21 protein-coding genes and 1 pseudogene are annotated in these 25,016 nt (G+C 46.4%); 16 read left to right on the top strand and 6 right to left on the bottom strand.

The window, feature by feature from the left end; all coding sequences use genetic code 11:
• Window positions 1-9: 9 nt before the first annotated feature.
• From IY568_RS16635 to IY568_RS16625, 3 genes are read left to right on the top strand one after another with little or no spacing between them, the layout of a single operon-like run.
• Window positions 10-2,742: a DUF637 domain-containing protein gene (locus tag IY568_RS16635; protein ID WP_194868156.1), complete on the top strand. Its 2,733-nt coding sequence runs from the start codon at window positions 10-12 to the stop codon at window positions 2,740-2,742.
• Window positions 2,658-3,470, top strand: coding sequence for a VENN motif pre-toxin domain-containing protein (locus tag IY568_RS16630; RefSeq protein WP_194868155.1), 813 nt, complete (start codon window positions 2,658-2,660; stop codon window positions 3,468-3,470). The genes IY568_RS16635 and IY568_RS16630 overlap by 85 nt, the downstream gene beginning before the upstream one ends.
• Before the next feature lies 1 nt (window position 3,471).
• Window positions 3,472-3,999: a CPCC family cysteine-rich protein gene (locus tag IY568_RS16625; protein ID WP_194868154.1), complete on the top strand. Its 528-nt coding sequence runs from the start codon at window positions 3,472-3,474 to the stop codon at window positions 3,997-3,999.
• Between the two features lie 289 nt (window positions 4,000-4,288).
• Here the strand turns inward: IY568_RS16625 and IY568_RS25445 are convergent.
• Window positions 4,289-4,588, bottom strand: a pseudogene (locus IY568_RS25445) (endonuclease V).
• Window positions 4,561-4,941 (bottom strand): endonuclease V, encoded by a 381-nt coding sequence (locus tag IY568_RS25155; protein WP_267252138.1) that lies wholly within the window; start codon window positions 4,939-4,941, stop codon window positions 4,561-4,563. Before IY568_RS25155 ends, IY568_RS25445 begins: the two are co-directional and overlap by 28 nt.
• 203 nt (window positions 4,942-5,144) lie before the next feature.
• Here IY568_RS25155 and IY568_RS16615 point away from each other — a divergent pair, with 203 nt between their 5' ends.
• Window positions 5,145-5,342, top strand: coding sequence for a hypothetical protein (locus IY568_RS16615; RefSeq protein WP_194868153.1), 198 nt, complete (start codon window positions 5,145-5,147; stop codon window positions 5,340-5,342).
• 192 nt (window positions 5,343-5,534) lie between these two features.
• Here the strand turns inward: IY568_RS16615 and IY568_RS16610 are convergent, their stop codons facing one another.
• Window positions 5,535-7,679, bottom strand: a complete 2,145-nt coding sequence (locus tag IY568_RS16610) for a PKD domain-containing protein (protein ID WP_194868152.1) — start codon at window positions 7,677-7,679, stop codon at window positions 5,535-5,537.
• A 560-nt stretch (window positions 7,680-8,239) separates the two neighbouring features.
• Between IY568_RS16610 and IY568_RS16605 the strand changes: the two genes are divergently transcribed.
• Entirely contained in the window at window positions 8,240-8,929 is a 690-nt protein-coding gene (locus IY568_RS16605; protein WP_164517592.1) for a substrate-binding periplasmic protein, read from the top strand.
• 23 nt (window positions 8,930-8,952) lie between these two features.
• On the opposite strand, the gene IY568_RS16600 is transcribed toward IY568_RS16605, so the two are convergent.
• Window positions 8,953-11,265 (bottom strand): TonB-dependent receptor, encoded by a 2,313-nt coding sequence (locus tag IY568_RS16600; protein ID WP_228553407.1) that lies wholly within the window; start codon window positions 11,263-11,265, stop codon window positions 8,953-8,955.
• A gap of 370 nt (window positions 11,266-11,635) precedes the next feature.
• Here IY568_RS16600 and IY568_RS16595 point away from each other — a divergent pair, with 370 nt between their 5' ends.
• From IY568_RS16595 to IY568_RS16555, 9 genes are all read left to right on the top strand, one after another.
• Complete coding sequence (locus IY568_RS16595; RefSeq protein WP_138538373.1) at window positions 11,636-12,304, top strand: GntR family transcriptional regulator; 669 nt, start codon at window positions 11,636-11,638, stop codon at window positions 12,302-12,304.
• A gap of 19 nt (window positions 12,305-12,323) precedes the next feature.
• Window positions 12,324-13,217, top strand: coding sequence for a methylisocitrate lyase (prpB, locus tag IY568_RS16590; protein WP_125562711.1), 894 nt, complete (start codon window positions 12,324-12,326; stop codon window positions 13,215-13,217).
• Between the two features lie 91 nt (window positions 13,218-13,308).
• Window positions 13,309-14,430 (top strand): 2-methylcitrate synthase, encoded by a 1,122-nt coding sequence (gene prpC / locus IY568_RS16585; protein WP_125562713.1) that lies wholly within the window; start codon window positions 13,309-13,311, stop codon window positions 14,428-14,430.
• Between the two features lie 99 nt (window positions 14,431-14,529).
• Complete coding sequence (acnD, locus tag IY568_RS16580; protein WP_194868150.1) at window positions 14,530-17,118, top strand: Fe/S-dependent 2-methylisocitrate dehydratase AcnD; 2,589 nt, start codon at window positions 14,530-14,532, stop codon at window positions 17,116-17,118.
• A gap of 90 nt (window positions 17,119-17,208) precedes the next feature.
• Window positions 17,209-18,390 carry a 2-methylaconitate cis-trans isomerase PrpF gene (prpF, locus tag IY568_RS16575; protein WP_228553406.1) on the top strand — a complete coding sequence of 394 codons (1,182 nt, stop codon included), beginning with the start codon at window positions 17,209-17,211 and terminating at the stop codon, window positions 18,388-18,390.
• Between the two features lie 52 nt (window positions 18,391-18,442).
• Window positions 18,443-19,048: a LysE family translocator gene (locus IY568_RS16570; RefSeq protein ID WP_125562717.1), complete on the top strand. Its 606-nt coding sequence runs from the start codon at window positions 18,443-18,445 to the stop codon at window positions 19,046-19,048.
• Window positions 19,049-19,055: 7 nt separating this feature from the next.
• A complete protein-coding gene (locus IY568_RS16565) occupies window positions 19,056-19,274 on the top strand; it encodes an STAS/SEC14 domain-containing protein (protein WP_194868149.1) in 219 nt (72 codons plus the stop codon).
• An 8-nt stretch (window positions 19,275-19,282) separates the two neighbouring features.
• Window positions 19,283-19,432 carry an STAS/SEC14 domain-containing protein gene (locus IY568_RS25440; RefSeq protein ID WP_194868198.1) on the top strand — a complete coding sequence of 50 codons (150 nt, stop codon included), beginning with the start codon at window positions 19,283-19,285 and terminating at the stop codon, window positions 19,430-19,432.
• 68 nt (window positions 19,433-19,500) lie between these two features.
• Window positions 19,501-20,193 carry an SDR family oxidoreductase gene (locus IY568_RS16555; RefSeq protein ID WP_125562721.1) on the top strand — a complete coding sequence of 231 codons (693 nt, stop codon included), beginning with the start codon at window positions 19,501-19,503 and terminating at the stop codon, window positions 20,191-20,193.
• 122 nt (window positions 20,194-20,315) lie between these two features.
• Here the strand turns inward: IY568_RS16555 and IY568_RS16550 are convergent, their stop codons facing one another.
• Window positions 20,316-21,650, bottom strand: coding sequence for an NAD(P)/FAD-dependent oxidoreductase (locus IY568_RS16550; RefSeq protein ID WP_194868148.1), 1,335 nt, complete (start codon window positions 21,648-21,650; stop codon window positions 20,316-20,318).
• Complete coding sequence (locus tag IY568_RS16545; RefSeq protein ID WP_125562739.1) at window positions 21,650-22,207, bottom strand: GNAT family N-acetyltransferase; 558 nt, start codon at window positions 22,205-22,207, stop codon at window positions 21,650-21,652. Before IY568_RS16545 ends, IY568_RS16550 begins: the two co-directional genes overlap by 1 nt.
• A gap of 287 nt (window positions 22,208-22,494) precedes the next feature.
• On the opposite strand from IY568_RS16545, the gene IY568_RS16540 reads away from it, so the two are divergent.
• Both IY568_RS16540 and IY568_RS16535 read left to right on the top strand, forming a co-directional pair.
• Window positions 22,495-23,934, top strand: a complete 1,440-nt coding sequence (locus IY568_RS16540; RefSeq protein ID WP_194868147.1) for a chitinase — start codon at window positions 22,495-22,497, stop codon at window positions 23,932-23,934.
• A gap of 375 nt (window positions 23,935-24,309) precedes the next feature.
• Window positions 24,310-24,660, top strand: a complete 351-nt coding sequence (locus IY568_RS16535) for a hypothetical protein (RefSeq protein WP_125562727.1) — start codon at window positions 24,310-24,312, stop codon at window positions 24,658-24,660.
• The last annotated feature ends 356 nt before the right edge of the window (window positions 24,661-25,016 follow it).

Here is a 25,016-nt window from a genome sequence, read left to right as displayed (position 1 = left end):
TTGAATCGTATGAAAAACAATAACTTCAACCCTGAAAAGCCTATATCATTGTGGCAAAAGTGTGTCGGTTACTTAAACATTGCATTATTAGTTGGTCAGCTCGGTTTACCGACGCTTGCGCAGGCTTTCACCTTGTTCGATGCTCAGCAAGCCGCAGCTGAACTTAATGCTGATCCGGCGTTTACTAAAGTCAGCAATTCGGACAGCCAATTTGTTAAATCAGACTATGTAGTAGAGTCTTCACAGGCGCGCTCCGCACAGACGATCGAAACATTTCATGCAAAGTTGGTTGAACACAACAAGAGTGGTCTGAATCCGCCAAAGTACATTCCTATTGCTAATGACTCGATTACGGTTATTTTTCCGCACTATGAGTTGACCAAAAGAGTGGGTGACAGATTTGTGCAATCGCGCATGGTGCGAACACAAATCTATAACCAGCTTAACCGTACTTTGATCAATGGCTCGTATACCAATGAGACACAGCAAATTAATGACTTGTACAACAATGCATTTGAATTTGCAGGGTCAACTGCGACTAAGTTTGGCGATAAAGTTACAGAAAGTAACCTGAAGAGCTTCAATAAAAACTTCATCTGGCCAGAACTTCAGACTATCAATGGCGAAAAGGTATTGGTGCCAGTTGTACACCTGACTCAGAGTACCGTTGATAATCAGAGAGTTGATGGCCATGTAACAGAATTTGGTGGTTCAAGAGCTGAGTTCAGAAGCATTACAATTAATAGTGGTACGCTTAAAACTCAGCGTGACACCTTTGTAAAGACGGCCAAAGACCTTACCGTGATGCCCAAAGCAGAGATCCGCGCAGATGGCGACTTAAACCTATTTGTGGGGGGCACATTACAAAATTTGTCAGGTCGTCTTTCTGCGGCTCAAAACGTCGATATCGTGGCTGGCCAGTACGTACAAAAAACAGTATTGCACCGTTACAACACAGCTTATGGGCAGGGCACCCGACTCGGACAAATTGCTTCCGTAGATGGTCAGAATATTCGTATTCAAAGTTACGGTGACATAGTTGTTGAAGGTGGAGAAATCAATGGTAACACCATTGGCTTACGTGCCGATGGCAACATTATTTTAAAGTCTCAACAAACCACTTATTCAAGCAATAAAGAATATAAAGGCTTTAAAGAAAGCGCCTCAGAGGTAGAACATCTAACCACTAAGCTCTCTGCAAAAGACAGTATTTATCTGATGGCAGCGGGTGCGATAGAACTCAAAGCCGCAGAGCTACATGCTGACGAAGGGGTTATCGAGATTCTGGCTGGCCAGGGTATCTTTATCTCTAACGAATTTAATCAGTTCCAGAAACAATCCAGTGCCAAGTGGGGTAAAACCACGGAAGAAGAGCAGGAATTCCAGACCATTGCTATCCGCTCAGCTCTTGAGGCAGGGAAAGGCGTAATGATCGCCTCGGACTTTGGTGATGTAACGTTACAAGCAACCCAAATCACGTCAGGTACTGGTACCACTATTGATGCGCGTAATGGCAAGGTTAACTTGTTACTGGCGAAAGAGCAGGATCATTATTTCTACAATAGAGTTAAAAAAGGTACATGGAAAATAAAGACCGAAACCATTCAGGATACGGTCGATACCGCGGTATATAACGAGATCATTGGTGGTGTTAAGGTTCATGCAACGCACGGTGTGACACTGGAGCTGGGGCAGTATGAGGGGGAGACGCTCCAACAGACCCTAAACAAATTTAGCGGTAACGAAAGTCTAAGTTGGATGTCAGACTTGCACAATGATCCAGAATTTGCAGGAAATATTAATCTTGTATATCAAAAACTAGTCGAAATTCATAAGCATGATAAGACTAGCAGTTTGAGCCCGGCGGCCATGGCGATTGTAGCGATTGCAGTGTCGGTTGCAATGGGACCTGCTGGTGCTCAATTGATCGGTACTAGTGGTTCTATTGGTGCTGTTGGTTTTGTTAATGGTGCAGCAATGCAGGCTGGTGCCCTGGCGTTAGCGACACAGGCAGCAACAAGTATTGCTAATGGTGAAGGTATCGACGGTGCCATAAAGAATATTACCTCTAGTGAGGGACTGCGTTCGTTAGCCGTTTCAATGGCAACTGCGGGTGTTCTTAATAGTGAAGTATTCAAAAGCTCATCATTCTTTGCTAACGCTGACCTAGGTTCACGCTTCTTCTCGAGTGAGTGGGCAATTGATATTGCTAATCAGGCAACACAGGCTGTGGTTACTTCAACGGTAAGGGCAGGTATAACTGCAGCCATTAACGGAACAAGCTTTGGCGATTCTTTCAAAACCTCATTGATGCAGTATGGCGTTGATCAGCTTGGCGAGTATATGGCCAGTGAGATCAAAGGTTTGGCTAGTGAACATAATTGGTCAGATGCAGTTCGCTATATTGCACATGCAGGAGCCGGGTGTATTTATGGTGCAGCTTTGGCTGAGGCAAGCGGCTCGACAGCAAATGGTGTCAGCTGTGCTTCAGGTGCCGGTGGAGCAGTCGTTGGTGAAATCATCGGCGATGCCCAAAAGAAGAAAATAGAAGAGCGAGAACAGCAACTTTCAAAGCTGTTGGAAGGTGAAGCTAACTTGATGCTTGCCAATTCTAATTTGATGGGGCAAGAGGCTGAGATTGCAAAAAGCAGTATCTATTGGAAAGAAACCCTGCTATTTCGGCTGAGCTACATAGACTTAAAGCGGCAGGTGTTGACCTGGCAAAATTGGGAGCGGGTTTAGCAGCATTTGCTGCTGGTGGTGATGTTGATATTGCTGCTAGTGCCGGAAAGAATGCAGCAGAGAATAATGCATTGTTCTTGATATTTATTCCTGTTGTTTTAAAGCTAATTGATACGGCTTTGCTAGTTAATGACTTTGTAGAAGTTGCTCAGGTCTATGATGATTTCGGCCCGGAAGCTGGAGATAAAGCTCTTGCAGACACGCTCACGGCAATGGGAATAGGACTGGCTATCAGTCAGTTAGTGCCCGGATCTAAAGTTTTTGAAAAAGCCCTGGATAAGCTAAAAGCAGTTGGGCAAGATAAAGTTGCGGATAGCTTATATGCGATGGCCCAAGGTCGTCTTGATGGAGCATCGGGTTCTTCTAGAAAAACTATGGAAGAGCAGATAATAGAAGCCGGGCTGGTTGCAAAAAGTGCTGCATCAATAAAGTGGAAAGGGTTTTCGAAAGGGCAATTGAAAAAGCACTATGAAAAGCATGTAAAGAAGCAGAATGAGTTTGGCGATATATCTCAATCTGAGTACTTAAATCTTGCAAAAGACTTTGCGAAAGAGTCTGGCAATTTTAGAGAGGCAAATGTTGGTAACTTCGTAATTAAGCACGACCCTAGCTCAGGAAGAGTATTGGTGGGTCATGCGAAATCCCGAGAAATTAGGACATTTTATAAGGATGATGGTAGAGATGCTGACGCATTTAAAGCAGCAATAGAATTAGCGAAATCGTTATAATATGAAAGAAATAGATCGAAATAGAGGCATAAGGATAGTGTGTGAGAATGTATTAGCTACACTCAGTACTGAAGACAGGGAATCACATATTATTGATATGTGGGGAATTGATGAAAGTGATGAATGCTTCTCGCAGTTATCTCAACAATTACAAAGTGTAATTTTATCTTGTGAAGAATTTCCCACAGATGTAGACGAAAAAAAATACGATGAACTTATTCTATTAAGCTTATCCGGTGAATATATCGGTGTAACGAATGAATATCTTGAGGAGCAACTGTTACTGTTCACGTCAACTAAGTACAAAGTGCTTGGTTATGTTGAAGAATTAAATACATGCCCCTGTTGTGGTTTTAAGACACTGGCGGAATTGGGTCACTACGAAATATGCGGTCTTTGCGAATGGGAAGATTCTGGGGCTGTAGATTTGGATGACTATAGCACGCCCAACAGACAAACACTGAGAGGTGCTAAAGAGAAATTTTTGATGAGTAAAAAGAGTCTACCTCTAAACAAGTGGGCTAAATAGGATGTTTCTCAGAAGGAGTTTTTAAGAAGCATTCATTCAGAGCGAGGAAGCGTCTTTTGAGCATCTATTTTAGGTGGTGTTACAAGCCGCACATCAAAATGATCTAAATGTTGGCAGAGCCTGTATCACCAGGTTCTGCCATTCTCAAAGTGTAACTCCCCCATAAACTGCAACAGTTCTTGAGTAGAATTTCCATTAACAAAAGAAGGAAGTGTAACTCCCCCATACCCTGCCAGTCTCTGATTGCGCTGGGCGTATTTATTATCTTTGCTTTTACAGTGCTTTGCTTTTACAGTGCTTTGAATACGCGGTTCATTTGCTGATCGGCCTGACGGGTTGTTTCTGGCAATCGGTATTTTTGGGTGAGTTTGAGGAACCATTCTTTGGCTGTGCTCAGACTAACTTTGTTACCAACAGAGACACAGGCTGGCTTAATGTGTTCCTGAGTCCGAAAAACTGCTTGTTAATCGTATATCAGCGTTACGTTTGCTCCCCATGTTTTAACTAAGGTCTCATACGTGCCTGTGAGGCGTGTTTTAACACATCCTATGGTAGGAATATCTAGAGCAAGACCAAGGTGGAAGGCCAAATCAAAACGCCTTGGGGAGCAAGGACCTGGGCGTCACACACTATCATTTCTGGTTTATAAGATAGTTGCTCGAAAGCAGACTGCAATGGAGGTAACTCGCGGAATGAGAACAAGCCTGGAATATACGGAAAACGTACACTTTCGGTGACTACCTGAATTTCAATGATGTCCGATGTGCTGGCGTCCAGTACAACAATCGCCCTAACCAACAGATTCGTTGCGCCGTCATATGCTACGTCCGTTCCTGCAATGGTAGTGATGGAGTCAAATTGATCTTTACTTATAACCTGAGTGGCGAGCGTTTCTTGTAACGCTCGAGCTTCGGCTTTAGAGCAAGGATGCTCAATTTGCATCGTAACAACCTTATTCTTTATATTACTTTGCAGTTTTAACGTATCTTAGTTTGTTATTTATAGAGCAAAGTGGACAAACGGGTCGAGTAAAAAAGTGTTTACGCCGCAGTGATATAGGTAAGCTGACTGTTATTGGCTTTCACGAGGCGCGCTTAATTCGCTCAGGCTAAAAGTTCACGAACTTGTCTTTTGGAGCAAAAATTATGGCACTAGATTATGAAGTGATAAGAGGCGTTAGTTGTATGGTTGTCCGTGAAAATCGCAAGTTTTTTGTCAGTTATGACAGTGGTGCACACGGCTCTCGCCCCACCGTTCAACAAATTACTGAACGGGATTTCAATGCGGTGAAAAGTGGCAGCCTGAGTGTTGAAAATGTGATGAAGCGTTATCATTATCAATGAGGTGTCTTGGAGGCTTAAACAGTCTGCTGTGGAGCTGGTGCCTAACGTCAAGCAACTATTATAAATTGGCCAATGTTTTACCTGATGTGCAACCGTTTGAGCGTTATTCGAATGATTGAAAATGAAGCGCGGCAGCGATCTTATAAAGGATAGCTGCCGCGCTTAATTCTAATTAGTATGTACTAATCATGGCTATTTATTGGTATAGATAGCTCTGTCGGTTATCCACAGCCAGGTATTTTCTACGCTGTGTGGCGTGCCGAGATTTTCAGAGAACACCTGATTCTGGTTGTCTTTTACAATAAAGTAACTGGATGAGCCATCGCTCTCTTGCGCTTTATATTTTAGAACGACCTCACCATTGTCTGCTGCTGCAAGCGGAGCGGTCGGTTCGTTGAGAAGCGATACTTGCTCTAAGCCATTACTCTTCGAGAAGCGCCAAACTTTATCATCATGTTCAAAAGTAAACCATTGACGATTAGGCGAGTGATAGTGGCTCAGGTCAGTACTACCGGTGTTATAGCTACTAACAGCCAGTTGTGCATGAGACTCGGAATCAAAGAAGTACAAGCTGTAATTCGGGTCAGTGTTAAATTGGTCGAATGGAGAGGTGAGGACCACATAGTAGCCATCCATAAACTCGATTCGACGTGCGCCCGACAGGTCAAGTGCTACATCAGTCCACTCACCACCAATGGCTTTAAATTTGAAGCTTTCAAAGTGACGTACTTGCGCTCCATCATATTGTTGACAGCTATTTTGATAGTAAACCGTACCTGCATTATTCACGAAAAAGCCATCGCTATATGCATCGCACCAGTAGGTGTAGTCAGGCCAAGTTAAAGCGGTAAGTTCGTCATCGGAAATACTATACAGATAAGGCAGTGCATTCTCTTTTTGCTCGTGAGATGTTCTGAGCAATAAGTAGTTGTCAGACGCAGAAGTCAAGAAGTAGTTGGCGATGATGTTTGCGCTTAAGTCAGCCGTATCTACCTTATATGTCGTATACTGTTTCTCTGTTTGATTAGAGATACTGAAGTAGAGCATATTGTCTTTACGAACAATGGTGCTGTCCACTTCAAAGCCTTGAGGAACGTTGAGTAGATCAATCGAATGCGCTTCACTAATACTAAACTGTGAGATAAAACGTGAATCTTCCGTTTGTCTGTAGTAGTAAATGTAGTTGCCATCCATTGAGTGTACTGAGCTGGCGTCGAAGTCTGCTGCTTTTTCCCATGCGTCATTTTTATTGATCAATCGCAGGTTGACAGCACTCAGTGAGGTAGAACCCAGTTCATCTTCTGCCTGAATGTGCGCTTTGGTAGCTGTAACAGGTGGTACTTTAGTATATTGCAGCGAATTAGTGTCCGAGGTGTGAACAATTTCGTCTTCGAGTTTCAGCGATAAACGGCAGTCTCCGTTATCATCACTGCACTTAGCAGCAAAGGCTAAAGTGCTTTGCGCATCAATGGTGAAATTGTCCGCAGCAATGAGATCTTGCCCATTAATTGTGAACTCTTCAACAACAGGTCGATTATTTGGGTACATAGGTAAAGACAGCAATGCTGTTTGGCCATTCTTATCTTTAATGGTTGCCAGCAGGTGAGTCTCTTCTTGCATTTCGAACGCAGGGAAGGTGAAGCGCTTAGATGAGGTATCTACTTCGACTTGTTTTCCGTTGTAAGATACAAGGATGCTAGCCAGTTCAAATTGACTTGTAATATCAAAACGCAATGTTGCGCCATCATCGATGATAATTTTGTTGATATCCTGCACAGTGTCGAGGTAACCATAAGATGCCGTGTTCGCACTCACGTGTGCTCTTAAGGATATATTGCCGTTGATCGTAACTAAAAGCATCTGAGAGCTTGCTGTACCATCTGCAAAGTTTGCTTTCGCGGTAACAGCATAGACTCCAGGTGTGTCATACGTATTATTGACAGTAAACTCACTGCAAGAGGTCAGGTCATGGTCGAAAATACCATCGCCATTAAAGTCTAATTGGCAACTGGTAATGTCGCTATCATCTCGATTCAGTGTTCCCTGAAAAGTTACAGGAGACCCTACATCTGCAGTAATGCTGCTGAATTTGCCTTGTGAAGAGAAGTCAAATATCAATGCCGGTAGCTCTGGATCAGTATCTGTATCTTTGTCCGAATCCTGATCTGTGTCTTTATCCGCATCCTGATCGGTGTCTTTATCAGTATCTTTGTCAGTAGTCGGGTTTTGTTCTTCACCAGCGTTATTATCTGGCTGAGGTTCAGGTGTGTTATCGTCGCTGGAGCAGGCTGTGTTCATTAACACGAGCCCAGAAATGAGTAGGAGCTTAAGATTCATAAAGTTTTTTCCCTTAACTTATTTAGATTATTGCAAGAACTATTTTACACTCTTGTCCACTAGAATGTGAAGTACCTTTTTATACTATATACCATTGTGACGCGAGTTAATTGTAAACCCTAAGTATTAGTAGGCATTACAGTTTTAATGCAGAGGACTTTATCACAATAATAAGAGCAGGGTATTTTTCTTCAATTAAACAAATTTATTTTGGCGCAATGAAATCCCCTTAGCGAGCAAAATAGGTGTGCCAAATCTGCGGGCTAAAATGTAGCATAGAGCAACTGAAATAAGGCCATCGAGCCTGTCCTCAGATTATTCCTCACGTTTAGCTCTATGATGATGCGCAAGGCTTTTGAACTAAGCGCAATACTGGATAATCACCTTTTGTCTGTCTATGGTTAGAATGTGTTCACCTTCCACAGTGGTGCCGTTTGACTGCCTGTTTCAATCGTTTTTCTTATTGTCTGAAATATATCAGAGTCATTTTACTTTTGGCCCTAATAATATGTGGGTTTGCAGCGAGTGCCAGCGTGACAGGGAGCTGTCAGGAGTTGAGGGTGGGTGGACCGATAAGTTGGTGGCCTATTGGGTATGTCAATGAGCAAACGGATCAAGCAGAGGGGGTTTCGTTTGAGTTGCTCGAGTACATTGGCGAGCAGTTAAATCTACCAATATGGGTCGCGCCGCCTTTACCCTGGAAACGTGTACTAAAAATGGTGGAAGTGGGGCAGCTTGATGTTGTCTCTGGCGCCTACAAAACCGAGCAGCGCAGTGCATTATTCCAGTACAGCGCACCTTATTACCGTAATGAGATCAGGGTGTTTGTACATAAAGACAGGCCATTTGTGTTTGAGAAGCTTGAGCACCTGAAGGGGCGTGTGGGGCTAAAACCGCTCGGAGGTAGCTATGGCCAGGCATTTGATAGTTTTGTGGCCGAAAACAAATCCAGTTTCGTTAGTGTCGCTGCGCATAAAGCCACTTTTGAGGTCAATGTACTGCGACCACTTATAGAAGGACTTGCGGATTACTTTGTGCTGGATTATCAAGATGGTTTGCTGTTTTTGCAAAAAAGTGGCTTGCAGGATGAGTTTATTGCTCTGCCGCACCCCGTTGCCGTGCTCGATGTACATTTATTATTATCTCGCCACTCCTGGTGTGCCAGTCTATTGGCAGAGATTAATCAGGTCATCGCGTTGGCAAAACGCAATGGCATACTGGCGAATATCATTGCAGGTTATAGCCGGTAGCTGCGCACCTTTGCCGGCGCGTACTAAAACTGATATCGATATACAACACCCCATGTCCTCGGATTGTTCCAGTTGGCCTGGATTGAATTGGCAGGCAAACCATTAACGATTTGAGAGTGCACAACAGCGCGGTTGAGTACATTTTGGTTGGTCAGGTTTTCTACAAAGAACTGAATGTCTGTTCTGTCACTCAGGGTCCAGATAAGACGCGCATCGGCCATCAAATGAGCATTGACTTTAACTTCTGGGATGTTGGTGTCAAATGCGTAGTAGTCGTCTTTATAACTGAGCTGGATGTACGGTGTTAAATAGGACGCTTCATCCAGGTAGAAATGATAGAGCGCACTGAACCCCAGCGTGTATTCTGAGGTCATTGCTGGTTGCCAGCGGGCAAAACTAAACTGGCTGGTGTGGTCATTAATATCTTGCCTGCCATCCAGATTTCCAAGCCCAAGGAGCGGACGAAGCGCCGCATTACCAACTTTAAAGTCATCGCTGAATAGAGCATCAATCCAGGTCATATTGGCGGACAGGCGCATATCGTCCATGGGTAACCAGAACAGCGCTAGATCCAGGCCCAAAGAGGCTATATCCCCACCGTTTTCATAATATTCGAATGTGGTACTGGTGCCGTCAGTAAGGCATTGGGTCACCGTATGGCCTGAGTTAACATCATTGCAGGCAATGGCAAACAGTTGTGCTTTTACATCGCTGTACTTATTCATATATGCGGATATATTCAACTGCATTGCGCCTCCCAGGAGAGAATGCTTCATACCTAACTCAAAGGAAACAACCTGCTCATTGTTGTAAAAAGGGTCTGCGCCACGCTCGATCACGCGTGCATCATTGGCACCTCCTGTGCGATAGCCATTGGCAATGCTGGCGTAATACAATGCGTCCTCGTTGACTTTAAGTTCCACCCCCGCTTTGTACAGCAAGGCTGAATTTTGCCATTGCGGGGTCAGGTTGCCTGTGAAGTCTTTCTGATCCTTGTTGTAACGTAAACCGCCGATTAAACGAAGCTTGTCGTTTAGTGCAAACCTTAGTTGGCCAAATAGTGCTGTTGAGTGGGTGATATGAGGGTCATGCTCAGGGTTGCCCCAGGATGGCACATGAATGCTGTCTGCAATACCGTCACCATTGTTGTCTGTGTGCCACAACCACGCCCAGTCAGCTTCCTGATGAAATATGTTCAGGCCTGCAATCCAGAACAGCGGGCCTGTAGTTGCACAAGACGCTTGTAGTTCTGAGGACCAGCTATATTGTTCGTCCTGACGGCCGAACCCACCTACTTTGTCTGTACCGCCATCGCTGAAGTCATTATCGTAAAATTGTTTACCACTAAACTTGGTGTAGTTGCTGGTCCATTTATAGTGAGCCAGCGCATCGTGCCACTCTAACAGCACGGTGCCAGATAGCTCGTCTTGCTTATTAAAAGACTGTGCGTTGCGATACACATCATATGGGCCTGTGTCGTCATTTCTGACATTATCAGGCTGGTAAATGTGGCCCGGTGTGACAGTGGCTTGAGGATGAAAAATGCCGGAACCAGGATCGGTTTCACTGAGCTGATAACCATATATTTGTTGATAGCCCCAAATCGCATCTGAGTTGCCGTCTTTACTGGAGAAATCCAATCGTACGGTCATCTGAAAACCGGAGTTACTCAGAAATTTGGAGATCCAGCGCGCGTAAAATAAGTCTTTCTCTCTGAGATCGTCCTCCGGGCCTGGCAGATGATGGTTGGCAATTAAGCCCTGGTGTTGATCTGTCACCATGACCAGCCGGGTTGCAAGCGAACCGCTGATGGGCAGGTTGACCATTCCCTCATAGCGGTTTCTGTGGTAGCTACCTCTGAGCAATTTAATGCTGCCTTGCAGTGACTCAAAGTCAGGTTGTTTACTAACGATGTTAATACTTCCCGCAAATGTATTACGGCCATAAAGAGTACCTTGAGGGCCCCTTAAGACTTCTATCCGGTCAATATCAACGTAAGCGCCTATGCCTGCCGTGGTTGTTGGTACATAGACTCCATCCTGAAAAATCCCGACAACTTGTTCGGCAATCCCAGGGCCGGATACTCCTACTTCGTTGGTTCTTGCTCCGCGCATCGCCGGGCGTATTTCGGCTCCAGACTGCCCGATGCGTAATCCGGGAATGAGACCATCTAATCTGGTGATGTTGATAATACCTGCGCGCTCCATGTCTTCATCACTTAATACGGACATTGAAGATGAGACAGCCTGTGAATCTTGTTTACGGCGATTAGCCGTCACTGTAATTCGCTCTAGTTGTACTACCTTTGCATTTTGACTGGGCTTATCTTGCGCCATTGTGGATGTGCAGAGCAGGTATAACAGAGGAACTGGTAAATAAAGTGAAAACCCTTTTAAATGGGTGACATACATACTGTTCTCAAGCGCTTCAGGAGTGTTTTGAATTAAGTATAGTAAGTTACTAGTGGCCTGCCCCTATTGCCAAACAGTGATTTAACTCTTTCTCATAGTATACATCCTGAACATAAGTTGGTTGTTAACTGGAACCGTTCTTGTTAAGTCTGGCTCATGGCTTCCTGGCCATAAATTTCACGAATACCCTGTATATTTGAAATTGTCGACAATCTGCTTGGTGTTAGGTTGACGTAAACGTCAAGTAACACTATATTGTCTACAACTTTTAACAAGACCGGAAGGCGAAGACAGAATGAGCTTTATGCATGAAAGTGCCGTAACTGCTTCAGATAAAGCATTTTTCCGGCTTAGGAAAGAGATTGTTGAAGGTGATGTTCCGGCTGGCTCTAAATTGAGCGAAATGGAATTGTCGACAAAATATGAAGTAAGTCGCGCTGTTGTACGGGAAGCGATAAACCGTCTTGAGGCCTGTCATTTGGTTGAGCGTCGTCCGAATGTGGGCGCCAGAGTGGTTTCATTAAGTGAAGAAGGCTTGATGGAATTGTATCAGGTGCGTGAGGCTCTCGAAGGTATGGCCGCACGTTTGGCAGCACAGCATATGCCAGATGATGAAGTCACTAAACTCAACAGCCTGTTGAATGAGCAGTTCGATGAAGTGAAAGGCGGTGAATCCTACTATCAGGAAGCCGGAGATCTGGATTTTCATTACCGCATCATTATGGGTAGTCAGAACCAGCAGCTTATCGCCATGTTGAGTAATGGTATTTATCACCTGGCACGTATGTATCGGGTGCAGCTCGGAATGGCCGGGCCGCATGTAACGACGGCCTACGATGATCACAAACACATAGTGCGTGCTATCGCAAGCCGGGATGCCGAACTGGCAGAGATGCTAATGCGTCGCCATATTCAATATTCAAAAAATAACATTGCTACCAAGTTAACCAAACAGCACCAGTAATTATCCGGGAGACACACTTATGAGTACAGGTATCTTCAGCGCAGGTAAAAAATTCCGCGACGCGCTCAAAGCCAATCGGCCGCTACAGATTGTAGGCACCATCAATGCTTACAGCGCAATTATGGCGAAGAAGATTGGCCATCAGGCGATTTACCTCTCCGGTGGTGGCGTAGCCAACGCATCTTATGGTCTGCCAGATTTGGGTATTACGTCTCTAAATGATGTGATTGCTGATGTACAGCGCATCACCTCAGCTTGTGATTTACCTCTGATGGTTGATATCGACACTGGCTGGGGTGGGGCGTTTAATATTGCTAAAACCATTCAGGAAATGCAAAAGGCTGGTGCAGCGGCAGTGCATCTGGAAGATCAGGTAGCACAAAAACGTTGTGGTCACCGTCCAAACAAAGAGATTGTTTCGACTGAGGAAATGGTTGATCGGATCAAAGCTGCCGTTGACGCGCGTACCGATCCTGACTTCTTCATCATGGCCCGTACTGATGCGTTTGCACAGGAAGGTCTGGAAGCGGCAATTGAGCGTGCCAAAGCATATGTTGCAGCGGGTGCGGATGGGATTTTTGCAGAAGCCGTTCAGACAGAAGAACATTATCGCGCGTTTTCAGAGGCGCTGGATGTGCCTATTCTCGCAAACATCACGGAATTCGGTAAAACCGAGTTGTGGAATAAACAAGAATTGGGCGAGTGGGGCGTTGATATGGTGCTTTACCCGTTAAGTGCCTTCCGTGCTATGAACAAAGCAGCAGAAATGGTGTATCAGTCCATCTTAGAGAATGGCGATCAGAAAGCCGTCATAGACAACATGCAAACTCGTATGGACTTGTATGACTATCTTGGCTACCACGAATATGAGCAAAAGCTCGATGGGTTATTTGCCCAGGGTAAAAATAAGTAAAAGACACAAAGGATAATGAGCAAGCGCCGCTGATATGTGGCCTTTCTTATAATGAAATTAACCAGCAGGTAAAAATTCAGGAGATAACAAAATGGCTAAAGTATTAAGCGGTGCAGGCCTTCGCGGTCAGGTTGCAGGTAAAACGGCACTGTCGACAGTGGGTGTATCAGGTTCAGGCCTGACCTACCGCGGTTACGACGTGAAAGACCTGGCAGAGCATTGTCAGTTCGAAGAAGTTGCGTATCTGATCCTAAAAGGCAAACTACCGAATCAACAGGAGCTAGACAGCTACAAAGCTCTGCTGAAATCTCAGCGTGGACTGCCAGATGCGCTCAAAGAAGTACTAGAACGTATTCCGGCTGACGCACATCCAATGGACGTATTACGTACTGGTTGTTCTATGCTGGGCAACCTAGAGGGTGAGCACGATTTTGAACAGCAGCAGGCGATTACTGACCGAATGTTGGCGTGCTTCCCAAGCATCATCTGTTACTGGTATCGCTTTAGCCATGACGGCGTTCGTATTGACGTTGAAACTGATGACGATTCAATCGGCGCCCACTTCCTGCACATGCTGCATGGAGAGAAGCCAAACGAATTACATGAGCGTGTTATGCATGTTTCTCTGATCCTATACGCAGAGCATGAGTTTAACGCGTCTACTTTCACGGCGCGTGTTTGTGCGTCTACCCTGTCAGACATGCACTCGTGTATTACTGGTGCCATTGGCTCATTGCGTGGTCCTTTGCACGGTGGTGCAAATGAAGCTGCAATGGAAATGATTGAGCGCTTTGAATCTGCTGATCACGCAGAGCAGGAAATGATGGGCATGCTTGAGCGTAAAGAGAAGATCATGGGCTTTGGACATGCTATCTACTCCGAGTCAGATCCGCGCAACGAAATCATCAAACAGTGGTCAGAAAAACTTGCTGCAGATGTCGGTGACACAGTTCTTTACCCTGTTTCTGTGCGCTGTGAAGCGGTAATGTGGCGTGAGAAAAAGCTGTTCTGTAACGCAGATTTCTTCCACGCATCGGCCTATCACTTCATGAAGATCCCAACCAAGCTGTTTACACCCATTTTCGTGATGTCACGATTAACAGGATGGGCAGGTCATGTTATGGAGCAAAGAGCAGACAACCGTATCATTCGTCCGTCAGCGGATTACACGGGTGAGGAGCTACGTCCGGTTCCGCCTATGTCTGAGCGTTAATATCTAAATCAACATTTCACGTCACCTAATGACACAGATCGTCAACAACAATTATAAAGATCTGTGTCGTTGAGCCAACGAGCAATTCTGGAAGTAGTTATGAACAGCCAATTTCGCAAAAAATTACCTGACTCTTCGTTGTGTTATTACGACACCCGCGAAGCGGTCGAAGCCATTAAGCCGGGTGCTTATGATGGCTTGCCTTATACCTCTAAAGTGTTAGCAGAAAACCTGGTACGTCGCGCTGAGCCTGAAAAACTCAACGATTACCTGACTCAAATTATCGAACGTCGTCGCGATCTGGATTTCCCCTGGTTTCCGGCGCGCGTGGTTTGTCATGACATCCTCGGCCAGACTGCACTGGTAGACCTTGCTGGTCTGCGTGACGCCATAGCAGAAAAAGGCGGCGATCCGGCTAAAGTAAACCCCGTGGTCCCGACACAGCTTATTGTTGATCACAGTCTAGCGGTTGAACACGCAGGCTATGAAGAGAATGCCTTTGAGAAAAACCGGGCGATTGAAGATCGACGTAACGACGACCGTTTCCACTTTATTAACTGGACTAAAACCGCATTTAAAAATGTCGACGTGATCCCGCCAGGCAACGGTATTCTACACCAGATAAATTTAGAGAAAATGTCGCCGGTTATCCAGGCGCGTGATGGCGTGGCATTTCCGGATACCCTGGTTGGTACCGACAGCCATACGCCGCATGTTGACGCGCTGGGTGTGATCGCAGTAGGCGTGGGTGGCCTTGAAGCTGAGAGCGTCATGCTGGGACGCGCATCATATATGCGTTTGCCTGATATCGTCGGTGTCGAGCTGGTTGGTCAACGTCAGCCGGGGATCACTGCGACGGATATCGTACTGGCCATCACTGAGTTCTTGCGCCAGGAGCGTGTGGTTTCATCTTACCTTGAGTTTTTCGGTGAAGGCTGTGATGGTCTGTCCTTAGGCGATCGGGCTACTATTTCAAATATGACGCCAGAGTACGGTGCAACAGCTGCCATGTTCTATATCGATCAGCAAACTATCGATTACCTGCGTTTAACAGGTCGTGATGATGAGCAGATCAAACTCGTTGAACAATATGCGAAACACACAGGTTTATGGGCTGATGCCATGACCGGAGCGCATTATGAGCGCGTACTGAAATTTGATTTATCATCCGTTGGCCGCAACCTGGCTGGCCCATCTAACCCGCACCGACGTGTCGCAACGGCAGACCTCGCCAAGCAGGGTATTGTAGCTGACTATGAACAGCGTGATGGTGAAATGCCGGACGGTGCGGTGATCATTGCAGCCATCACCAGCTGTACCAACACCAGTAATCCACGTAACGTGGTCGCGGCGGGGCTGTTAGCACGTAATGCGAATAAACTGGGCCTGAGTCGCAAGCCCTGGGTAAAAACGTCATTTGCGCCGGGCTCTAAAGCGGTTCGTTCTTATATGGAAGAAGCGCAGTTACTCCCTGAGCTGGAGCAGTTAGGCTTTGGTATCGTTGCATTTGCCTGTACTACCTGTAACGGTATGAGTGGCGCACTGGATCCAAAAATTCAGCAGGAAGTGATTGACCGCGATCTGTATTCCACCGCGGTGCTATCTGGTAACCGAAACTTTGATGGTCGCATTCACCCCTATGCTAAACAGGCTTTCCTGGCATCACCACCGCTAGTTGTGGCCTATGCTATCGCGGGCTCAGTTCGCTTTGATATCGAAAACGGTGTTTTGGGCAATGATCAGGAAGGCAACCCGGTTACGTTAAAAGACATCTGGCCGAGCGATGAAGAGATTGATGCGGTGATTGCTCAGAGTGTGAAGCCTGAACAATTCCGTGCCGTCTATGAGCCGATGTTTGATCTCAGCGTTGATTATGGCGAAGACAATGATCCATTGTACCAGTGGCGCCCAATGAGCACCTATATTCGCCGTCCGCCATACTGGGAAGGCGCATTAGCGGGTGAGCGCACTATGAAAGGTATGCGACCACTTGCGATTCTCGGTGATAACATCACCACAGATCACTTGTCTCCGTCGAATGCAATTCTGGCATCCAGCGCCGCCGGTGAATATCTGGCGAAAATGGGCCTACCTGAAGAAGATTTTAACTCGTATGCAACGCACCGGGGCGATCACCTGACCGCACAGCGAGCTACCTTTGCGAATCCAAAGCTGCTGAACGAAATGGTGCTGGAGAACGGTGAGGTGAAGCAAGGCTCTTTAGCACGTTTAGAGCCCGAGGGTAAAGTAACCCGTATGTGGGAAGCAATCGAAACCTATATGGATCGCAAGCAGCCACTGATTATCGTAGCCGGTGCAGATTATGGCCAGGGCTCCTCTCGAGACTGGGCAGCCAAAGGCGTGCGTCTGGCTGGGGTCGAGGTGATTGTGGCAGAAGGGTTTGAGCGTATCCACCGTACCAACCTGATAGGTATGGGTGTATTACCGCTTGAATTCCAAAATGGTACAACGCGCAAGACTCTGGAACTGGATGGCACCGAAACTTATGACGTGGAAGGCACGCGCACGCCGGGTGCGACCTTAAAGTTGATCATCCATCGTAACAATGGGGTACAAATCGAAGTACCTGTATTGTGTCGTTTGGATACAGAAGAAGAAGTGTCCATTTACGAAGCAGGTGGTGTACTGCAACGTTTTGCCAAAGATTTTCTGGAAGCAAACGCATAATCGATTCCGCTCCTGCTCCGCAGCCAATGCGGAGCTTACCTGAGCCGTGGGCATTCACTGTGGGTGTCCGCGCTGCTATTTAGGATAAAAATGATGACTTTCAAACCTCAATTACGTGTGCCGGCGACTTATATGCGTGGCGGCACCTCCAAAGGTGTGTTTTTTAATCTCAGTGATCTGCCGGAAGTCGCACAGACTGCTGGTGAAGCGCGCGATAAGCTGTTACTGCGAGTAATTGGCAGCCCGGATCCTTATGGTAAACAAACGGATGGAATGGGCGGTGCGACCTCCAGCACCAGTAAAACCGTGATCTTGTCTAAAAGTAGCAAAGCTGAGCACGATGTGGACTATCTTTTTGGCCAGGTTGCCATAGATAAACCTTTTATCGACTGGAGTGGTAACTGCGGTAACCTGACCGCGGCTGTGGGGGCATTTGCGATTAGCAATGGTCTGGTTGATGCCTGCAGAGTCCCTGAAAACGGCATAGCCGTAGTAAGGATCTGGCAAGCCAACATAGAAAAAACCATTATTGCGCACATTCCCATGCTCAATGGTGAAGTTCAGGAAAGCGGTGATTTTGAGCTAGATGGTGTGACTTTTCCTGCTGCCGAAGTGGTGGTGGAGTTTATTGATCCGGCAGATGCTGATGCCGATATGTTCCCAAGTGGTAATTTAGTCGATCAACTGGTAGTGCCCGATATTGGCACTTTTGATGTGACTATGATAAATGCAGGGATCCCGACCCTGTTTTTCCGCGCAGAGGACTTGGGTTACACGGGGGTGGAGCTGCAAGAAGCCATTAATGGCGATGCAGCTTCACTGGCGCGATTTGAGCAAATCCGCGCTTATGGCGCAGTCAAGATGGGTTTGATTGAGCATATTGATGAAGCCAAAATACGTCAGCATACGCCTAAGATTGCGTTCGTGTGCGGGGCCAAAGCGTATACCGCATCCAGTGGAAAAGTGATTGCAGAGCAAGATATTGATTTATCTGTTCGCGCTTTATCTATGGGCAAGTTGCACCACGCTATGATGGGCACCGCGGCGGTTGCGATTGCCACAGCTGCTGCCATTCCTGGCACATTGGTGAACCTGGCGGCAGGTGGGGGAGAGCGTAACAGTGTTACGTTTGGTCACCCTTCAGGCACGCTAAAAGTGGGGGCTGAAGCGGAGCAAGTGAATGGTCGCTGGCTGGCCAAAAAAGCGGTGATGAGTCGCAGCGCTAGGGTGGTGATGGAGGGACATGTCAGAGTCCCACAAGAACAAGTTTAACGACGTACATCGGCCCGGTTTATCCGGGCTGATTTCTTAAGGAACGAAGTAGATGTATGAAGTGTTATTGTCGATAGCCCTGACAACGGCTTTACTCATTGGCTCTCCCGGACCCGCTCCACTGGCATTGGCTGCGGTTGGAGCCAGTTCTGGGGCTCCCCGTGGTGTACCATTTTTAATTGGTATTCTGCTGGGTTTGCTCGTTGCTATTATTGTGGCTGCTACGGGTCTGGGCGCACTGCTGTTGAGTTATCCTAATCTCAGCGCGGTATGTCAGATTGTGGCCATTGTTTACTTGTTTTACGTCGCGTATAAAATTGCAAATAATCAAAGCGGTCTGTCGGATATTGAGGGGAGTGAAGTGGGGTTCCGGGACGGGTTTATTTTGAACCTGTTAAACCCCAAAGCTTACGCAGCCTGTATTGCTATTTTTGCTAATAACAGTGTACCTGATGTCAGCCCGATGATGGGAGCCATGTTGGCAGCGATCACCTGCTTTGTTGTTGCCATTGTCGTGGATAGTCTGTGGCTGATGCTCGGCGGCGTATTGCACCGTTTCATTAAAACACCAGCACAGTTGCGTAATTTACGTTTATTTTTTGCCTTTTTGTTAACCTGTCTGCTAATTTGGATTAGTACAACCCATATCCTGAGCTGAGACTGCCATGGAGCGCTTTCATTCAATCTCCGTCGATACTGAACGCTTAAATGGCGACCTATTAATGAGTTTTAAAGCGCTGGGCAAGGTCAGTCATGCTGATTATATGGCCATTAAAGCTGTGATCGATAGTGCATTGAGAGCAGCAGTTGGTCAGAAAATCAGGGTCTTGGTGGATGTTACCGAGTTTGAGGCTGGGACCTCCATGCAGCCTGGGACGATGTAGCACTTGCACTGCGTCACAGTCATGATTTTTATAAAATTGCAGTACTGGGGAACAGTCGTTGGCAAAAATTTGCGGCCGTGGTGGGTAATTGGTTTGTTGAAGGTGAGTCTCGGTATTTTGAGGAAAAAACTCAAGCCTTGTCATGGTTAACAAAGTAAGTGACCCCGGTGACAGCGAAACATATATAATGGTCAGTGAGGCGTTAGGTAAAGGCTGAAATAAACTTATGAACACACTTTTTATCACAGGTGCAAATCGGGGGATCGGGCTTGCACTCGTTAAGCTTTATCTTGAGCAGGGCTGGCGAGTATTGGCCAGCTGTAGAACGCCGCAATCCGCAGAGGCATTGTGGCAGCTTGAGCAGCAATTTAGTCATTTGCAGATATTTGCACTGGACGTCATCCAGTATGAGCAGATGAACAAACTGGCGAAATCGCTGAGTGAGACGCCTATCGATTTAATTATTAATAATGCCGGGGTTTATGGCCCAAAAGGATATGCTTTTGGTGATTGTGATGTTGAGCAGTGGAAGCATGTGATGGAAGTCAACGTGATTGCACCTTTGAAGCTGGCCGAAGCGTTTAGCGCGCACCTTAAGTTAGGTGACGTGAAAACATTTGCTGTCCTGTCATCCAAAGTCGGCAGCATGACTAACAACACCAAAGGGGGCGGCTATATCTATCGTAGCTCGAAAGCGGCTCTAAATTCGGTGATTAAAAGCCTGTCAAATGACCTTTTGCCTGAAGGGATCAAAACCGTCGCATTGCACCCGGGCTGGGTAAAAACTGATATGGGTGGTCCCAATGCACTGATCTCACCCGAAGAATCTGCACAAGGGCTTAAACAAGTTTTGGATGAGCTTCATGAAGCGCAAAGCGGCGGATTCTATGACTATCAGGGGCTTGCCATTCCCTGGTAGGTCCCGGGTGCCTAAGCGATAGCAGGGCGCTTAAGTAGCGTTATCGCGAGATTTACTCGTCCCAAGATTGGCTACTTAATTACGCGGATTGCTAAAAATCCATCCCTGTACCAGCTGCTATTTTACGAAAACTTGTCCTGAATTTGTGCCAGGTGATAGTAACCTAGCTGGCCAAAACGGCGGAGCTGCGGAAAGGGAATTTTCGGTAAAGGCCGTTGATAAAGTGGTAAGTTAGGTACCGCATCGCTCATTGTTAGTTGAGCCAGTCGATATGCAGCTTGCGAGCTAAATGACACACCAGAACCACAATAACCCAAAATGTAGCCGACATTCTCCTCAAAAAAGACATGCGGCATATCATCCAGGGCTGCTGCAATATAGCCATGCCAGTAAAAGTCGTGTGCTATGTTAGTGAGGCACGGAAAGCACTCGGCAAGAGCCGATTTAAGATGAGTAAGGTATTTGGTTTTATGTTGATCTTTGGCGAAAACAGCACCTCGGCCACCAAATAACAGTCGATTATCTGGCAGTAGCCGGTAGTAATATTTAAGCCTGCGGGTATCCATGACGACCTGATGAGTTTTCAGGCCAGTTTGTGTCAGTTCGTCATTGCTGAGCGGACGGGTCACAAAGATACTGCTGAGGATAGGCAGATAGCGGTTGTTAATCAATGGATGACTGTGTTTGTTATTGTACGCGTTACCGGTATACAACAGCTTATCAGCGCTGATAGTTTGATCGTTAACGCTCAGTTGGTGGCGCTGGCTATGGTTAACCTCACTAACAAGGCTATGCTCGAATAAAGTCACCCCAGCCTTGATAGCCATGTTGCGATAGCCAAGTAGCAGTTTGAGTGGGTGTAAACCGAAGCCATTCTCATAGCGCATTGCACCATGAGCATGGTGATTTAACATGAACTGTGCGTCAAGCGCATCGCGGCTGAGTAGCTTGCTCGCGTCATTGCCGAAATTATCTGAGATAAACTGCGCAGCGCTTTGTAAGTTGGCATAAGCCTGAGCATTATGTGCTATTTTTAGATAGCCCGATGCTTGTACGTCACAGTCTATCTGGTGTGCTTCAATCAAAGAGCGGACTCTGTTCACACCGCCCTGAAATTCATCATAAATTCCACGGCTGACATCCATTCCCCAGCGTTTTGCATAATCGGCGTAGCCAAGCCGCCCTGAGCCAGGTAGCGCAAATCCTGCATTCCGGGCGCTCGCGCCGAAGCCAACCTGATTGGCTTCAAGGACACATACCTTCTGCTGATAAATATGGGCCAGATAATAAGCACTCAATAATCCACTAAAGCCGCCACCAATGATGGCCACGTCAAAATGCTCAGAAGCCTGAGGCGCGGAGTTTGCGACTGGCAGGGGCTGAGTTGCGGCCCAATAACTAGGCGCGAATGCTTGCCCCTGGCAGTGAGGTGCATGGAGAGGATCAAAAGCGTGCATCAGAACTCCAATACCATTTCAGCTGCCTGACAATGACATTCGTTGCCACAGACAGGGCAACAATACCCTTCGTACAAGGAGAGATCCAGCCAGCGATCATCATGGGCTTTGACAAGCTTCCCCCCAGATTTGGAGAAATATTTGACTGCACCATTGCCTGGGCTTTGCATCCACAGATGAGATACACCCGCCTTAGCTCCTTGCTGTTTCAGCACTTCAACAGATGCTTTGAGTAACTTAGGTCCAATTCCCTGTCCCTGTGCATCCGGATGAATTGCAATGCACTTAAAGTACGCCATCTGCTTTGGGTCCACCGGCCAAAGCGTTGTCGAACACCATTTATCAATGGGCCACTGGCCAGCGCTGTATGATGTTCTAAATCCAACAACTCGTTGTAACTCATCAACAGCAACGAAAGAGGCATTCAGATCATGTTGAGTGCCTCGTTGATGCATCATTTTAATACCGTCAAGATCGAGGTAATTCTCTCCGTGGACCAGATTAGCGAGTTCGATTACGGCCGGGTAATGAGTTGTGTTGAGTGGGAGGATTGAGATCATATGCGATTGCCAAGTGTCATTTACAAGGAGATCATTTTGCAGCATTTCTTAATTGAAAACAAAGCTGTTCAAAAAAACTTGTACAAAATAGGTACGAAATTAGTGTGTTTTATGTTCAACTGTTATTGACAGCGATGTCATCTTGGTAATAATTGTGACAACAGTGTGTCTGATGTAGATGTTGCAATGATCTTTATTGGCAGGCTGTGCACAACAACGATAATAAACGAAATCGGGGTGCTCGCAGAGTGTCCCACAACACAACAACATGTAAAGGATGTCCTATGAATAAACTAAACTTTGTCAGTCTTGCAGTGATTGGGGGCCTGAGTGCCCCCGCTTTAGCCCTCAATGTACAGCCCGATCCAAACAATTCAGGTGCATATTTACTTGATCGTGCGGGCCTTCAGGCTGCCGAGTCAACGCTGACTGCTAACCCTATGTATGCGGTCTGGGCAAAAGCACTACAAACACGCAGCAATGCCATCGTTGATGCAATTGTTCCGGGTGCGGCAAGCAACCCCGATAACGTAAAACGTGTAGAGCGAGTATTTGGTCAAAGTGAGTGGGATTTTTTGACTCAAATGGCGGCACCTGAGTACACCTATACACGATTTTTACGCGCAATTGGTAAGTTTCCAGCTTTTTGTGGTGATTACACTGATGGCCGCAATGCTGATGCTATTTGTAAAAAGTCTATCGTTACGGCATTTGCACACTTTGCTCAGGAAACGGGTGGCCATATTTCGAAAGACAATGTGTCAGACAACCCGCTACGCCTGGAAGAGTGGCAGCAGGCGCTGGTCCATGTGCGCGAAATGGGCTGGTCAGAAGGTCAACCCGGCTACACCACTGGGTGCGGTCAAAATGACTGGCAGAACCGTCGCTGGCCCTGCGCTGATGGCCAGGGTTACTTCGGTCGTGGTGCTAAGCAGCTATCCTACCATTTTAACTACGGTATGTTCTCTGAGGCAATGTTCAATGGTGACGCGACCGTACTGCTAAATAACCCGGCTTTGGTTGCCGACTCCTGGCTTAACCTTGCTTCTGCTATTTGGTTTTTCCTGACGCCACAGGCGCCAAAACCGGCGATGTTACATGTGATTGACCGGACCTGGGTACCGTCTCAGACAGAACTGAATGCTGGTATTGGTTACGGCTTTGGTACCACAATTAACGTTATCAATGGTGGCATTGAGTGTGGCGAGCACAACAGGAATAAAGGCCAGCCTGTTAATCGTATCCGCTATTGGGAAGGCTTGTCTCACTATTACACTATTCCAGTGGAAAGTGATGAGGAAAACACCTGCTGGCAACAAACGCCATTTGGTAGTCTGAATCTGGATGGTGCTGGCGAAGTGCTTTACACCAACTGGGAAGCAAACTGGGAGTATTACGCTGATCGTCCAGGCGGATTCTCATTTGAATGTAAACTGGTAGGTTATCAGACCGCTTACTCTGCGCTTGTTGAAGGCGATTATGAGAAATGTGTGACCAACTTCTATGGCTCTCATACCGGATGGCCGGTCGTCACAGTCGTTGACAATCTGCCGCCACCAGATGATAAGCCGCCGGTAGATAACGTAGCCGCATGGGAGGCAAATAAAGTTTATTTGCAAGGTGATAAAGCCAGCTTCAATGGCAAAGTGTATGTTGCTAAGTGGTGGACTCGTGGTGACGAGCCAAACGGGACAGGCCCATGGACGCTTGTTACCGCACCTTGATTTTTAGGCTTTAATTTTACTTCGTGACTATATCATGACCAAAGCTCTTATAACTTAGGAGCTTTGGTAGCCTGAATAGTAAATCGATATTTACCCTGGTTAACTGTTTGTTTTTTCTTTTGTTTTTGTTTTTTACTGCGTGTACGGATGAAGTTTATTTTGGCCCTTTTTAATTAACGCAAGTTACTTTTCCTACTTTTCAGCTTGTTGAGGCGCTATGACAAAAGGCTCTTAGTCTGAATTAACAGGTTGATTTTTTGTTGTTTTTGGTGGCATCTGTGTGCATTTGATGATGGTATTGTGAACTTACAATTTATTTCATGTTCCTTTTTAGGTATCATTGTACCGATAACTCTCAAATGGACATAATAAAAAATGAAATTCTCTACACTTGCTATTTCCGCTTTATTTATCACTTTCGCTGGCCAGGCTGCTGCAAGCTGCAATAAGTACAGCTGTGAAGGCGTATCAAACGTTGTATTTTCTTCGGTTGTTGCCAACACAACTCAGGTAAAAGTGAAGTTCCCTCAGGGTACCAATGCCACTTTGGCTTGTAACCTGGATCAGGAAGAAGCGGCTGCACTGAATAAAACCAGTGAAAACTATCGCAATATGCAGTCTATGCTACTGACTGCTGTTGCCGCGAACCTGCCCGTTAAGCTCACTTTTAACCAAGCTTCTGCGAACTGCCAAATCGATGAAGTTGAAGTGAAGGTGGTTGAATAACACCATCGACCAAATTGTCGATACGGTTATACCTCTGTGCTCAAGTCAGAGCACTGCATTCAGGTATCCTGATTTTGTGTTCAACAGGCTGCCTGTGTCTCTGTGACACTATCAAGGTCCCGGGTGAGAAATATGCTCATTCTGGGCTTCCCTGCGCGCGCGGTGTGTCTTCAAACTGAATGTGTGTAAATGCAGACAGGTATTAACGTCAGATAAAAATAAAAAACAAAGTGAGCAAACATGTTTAAGTACAAAGGAACCCTGGCCCTGATGCTGGGGGCTTTTAGTGTGTCGGGACAGGCCAGCCCGGTCACCCCCAGCAGCGATGTCTGGGGAGACAGTAACGGCCACCTCTA

Source organism: Pseudoalteromonas sp. PPB1, assembly GCF_015356275.1.
Lineage (GTDB): Bacteria > Pseudomonadota > Gammaproteobacteria > Enterobacterales > Alteromonadaceae > Pseudoalteromonas > Pseudoalteromonas rubra_D.
The sequence above is the reverse complement of the archived record's forward strand: the minus strand, read 5'-3'. Positions and strand labels throughout refer to the sequence as shown.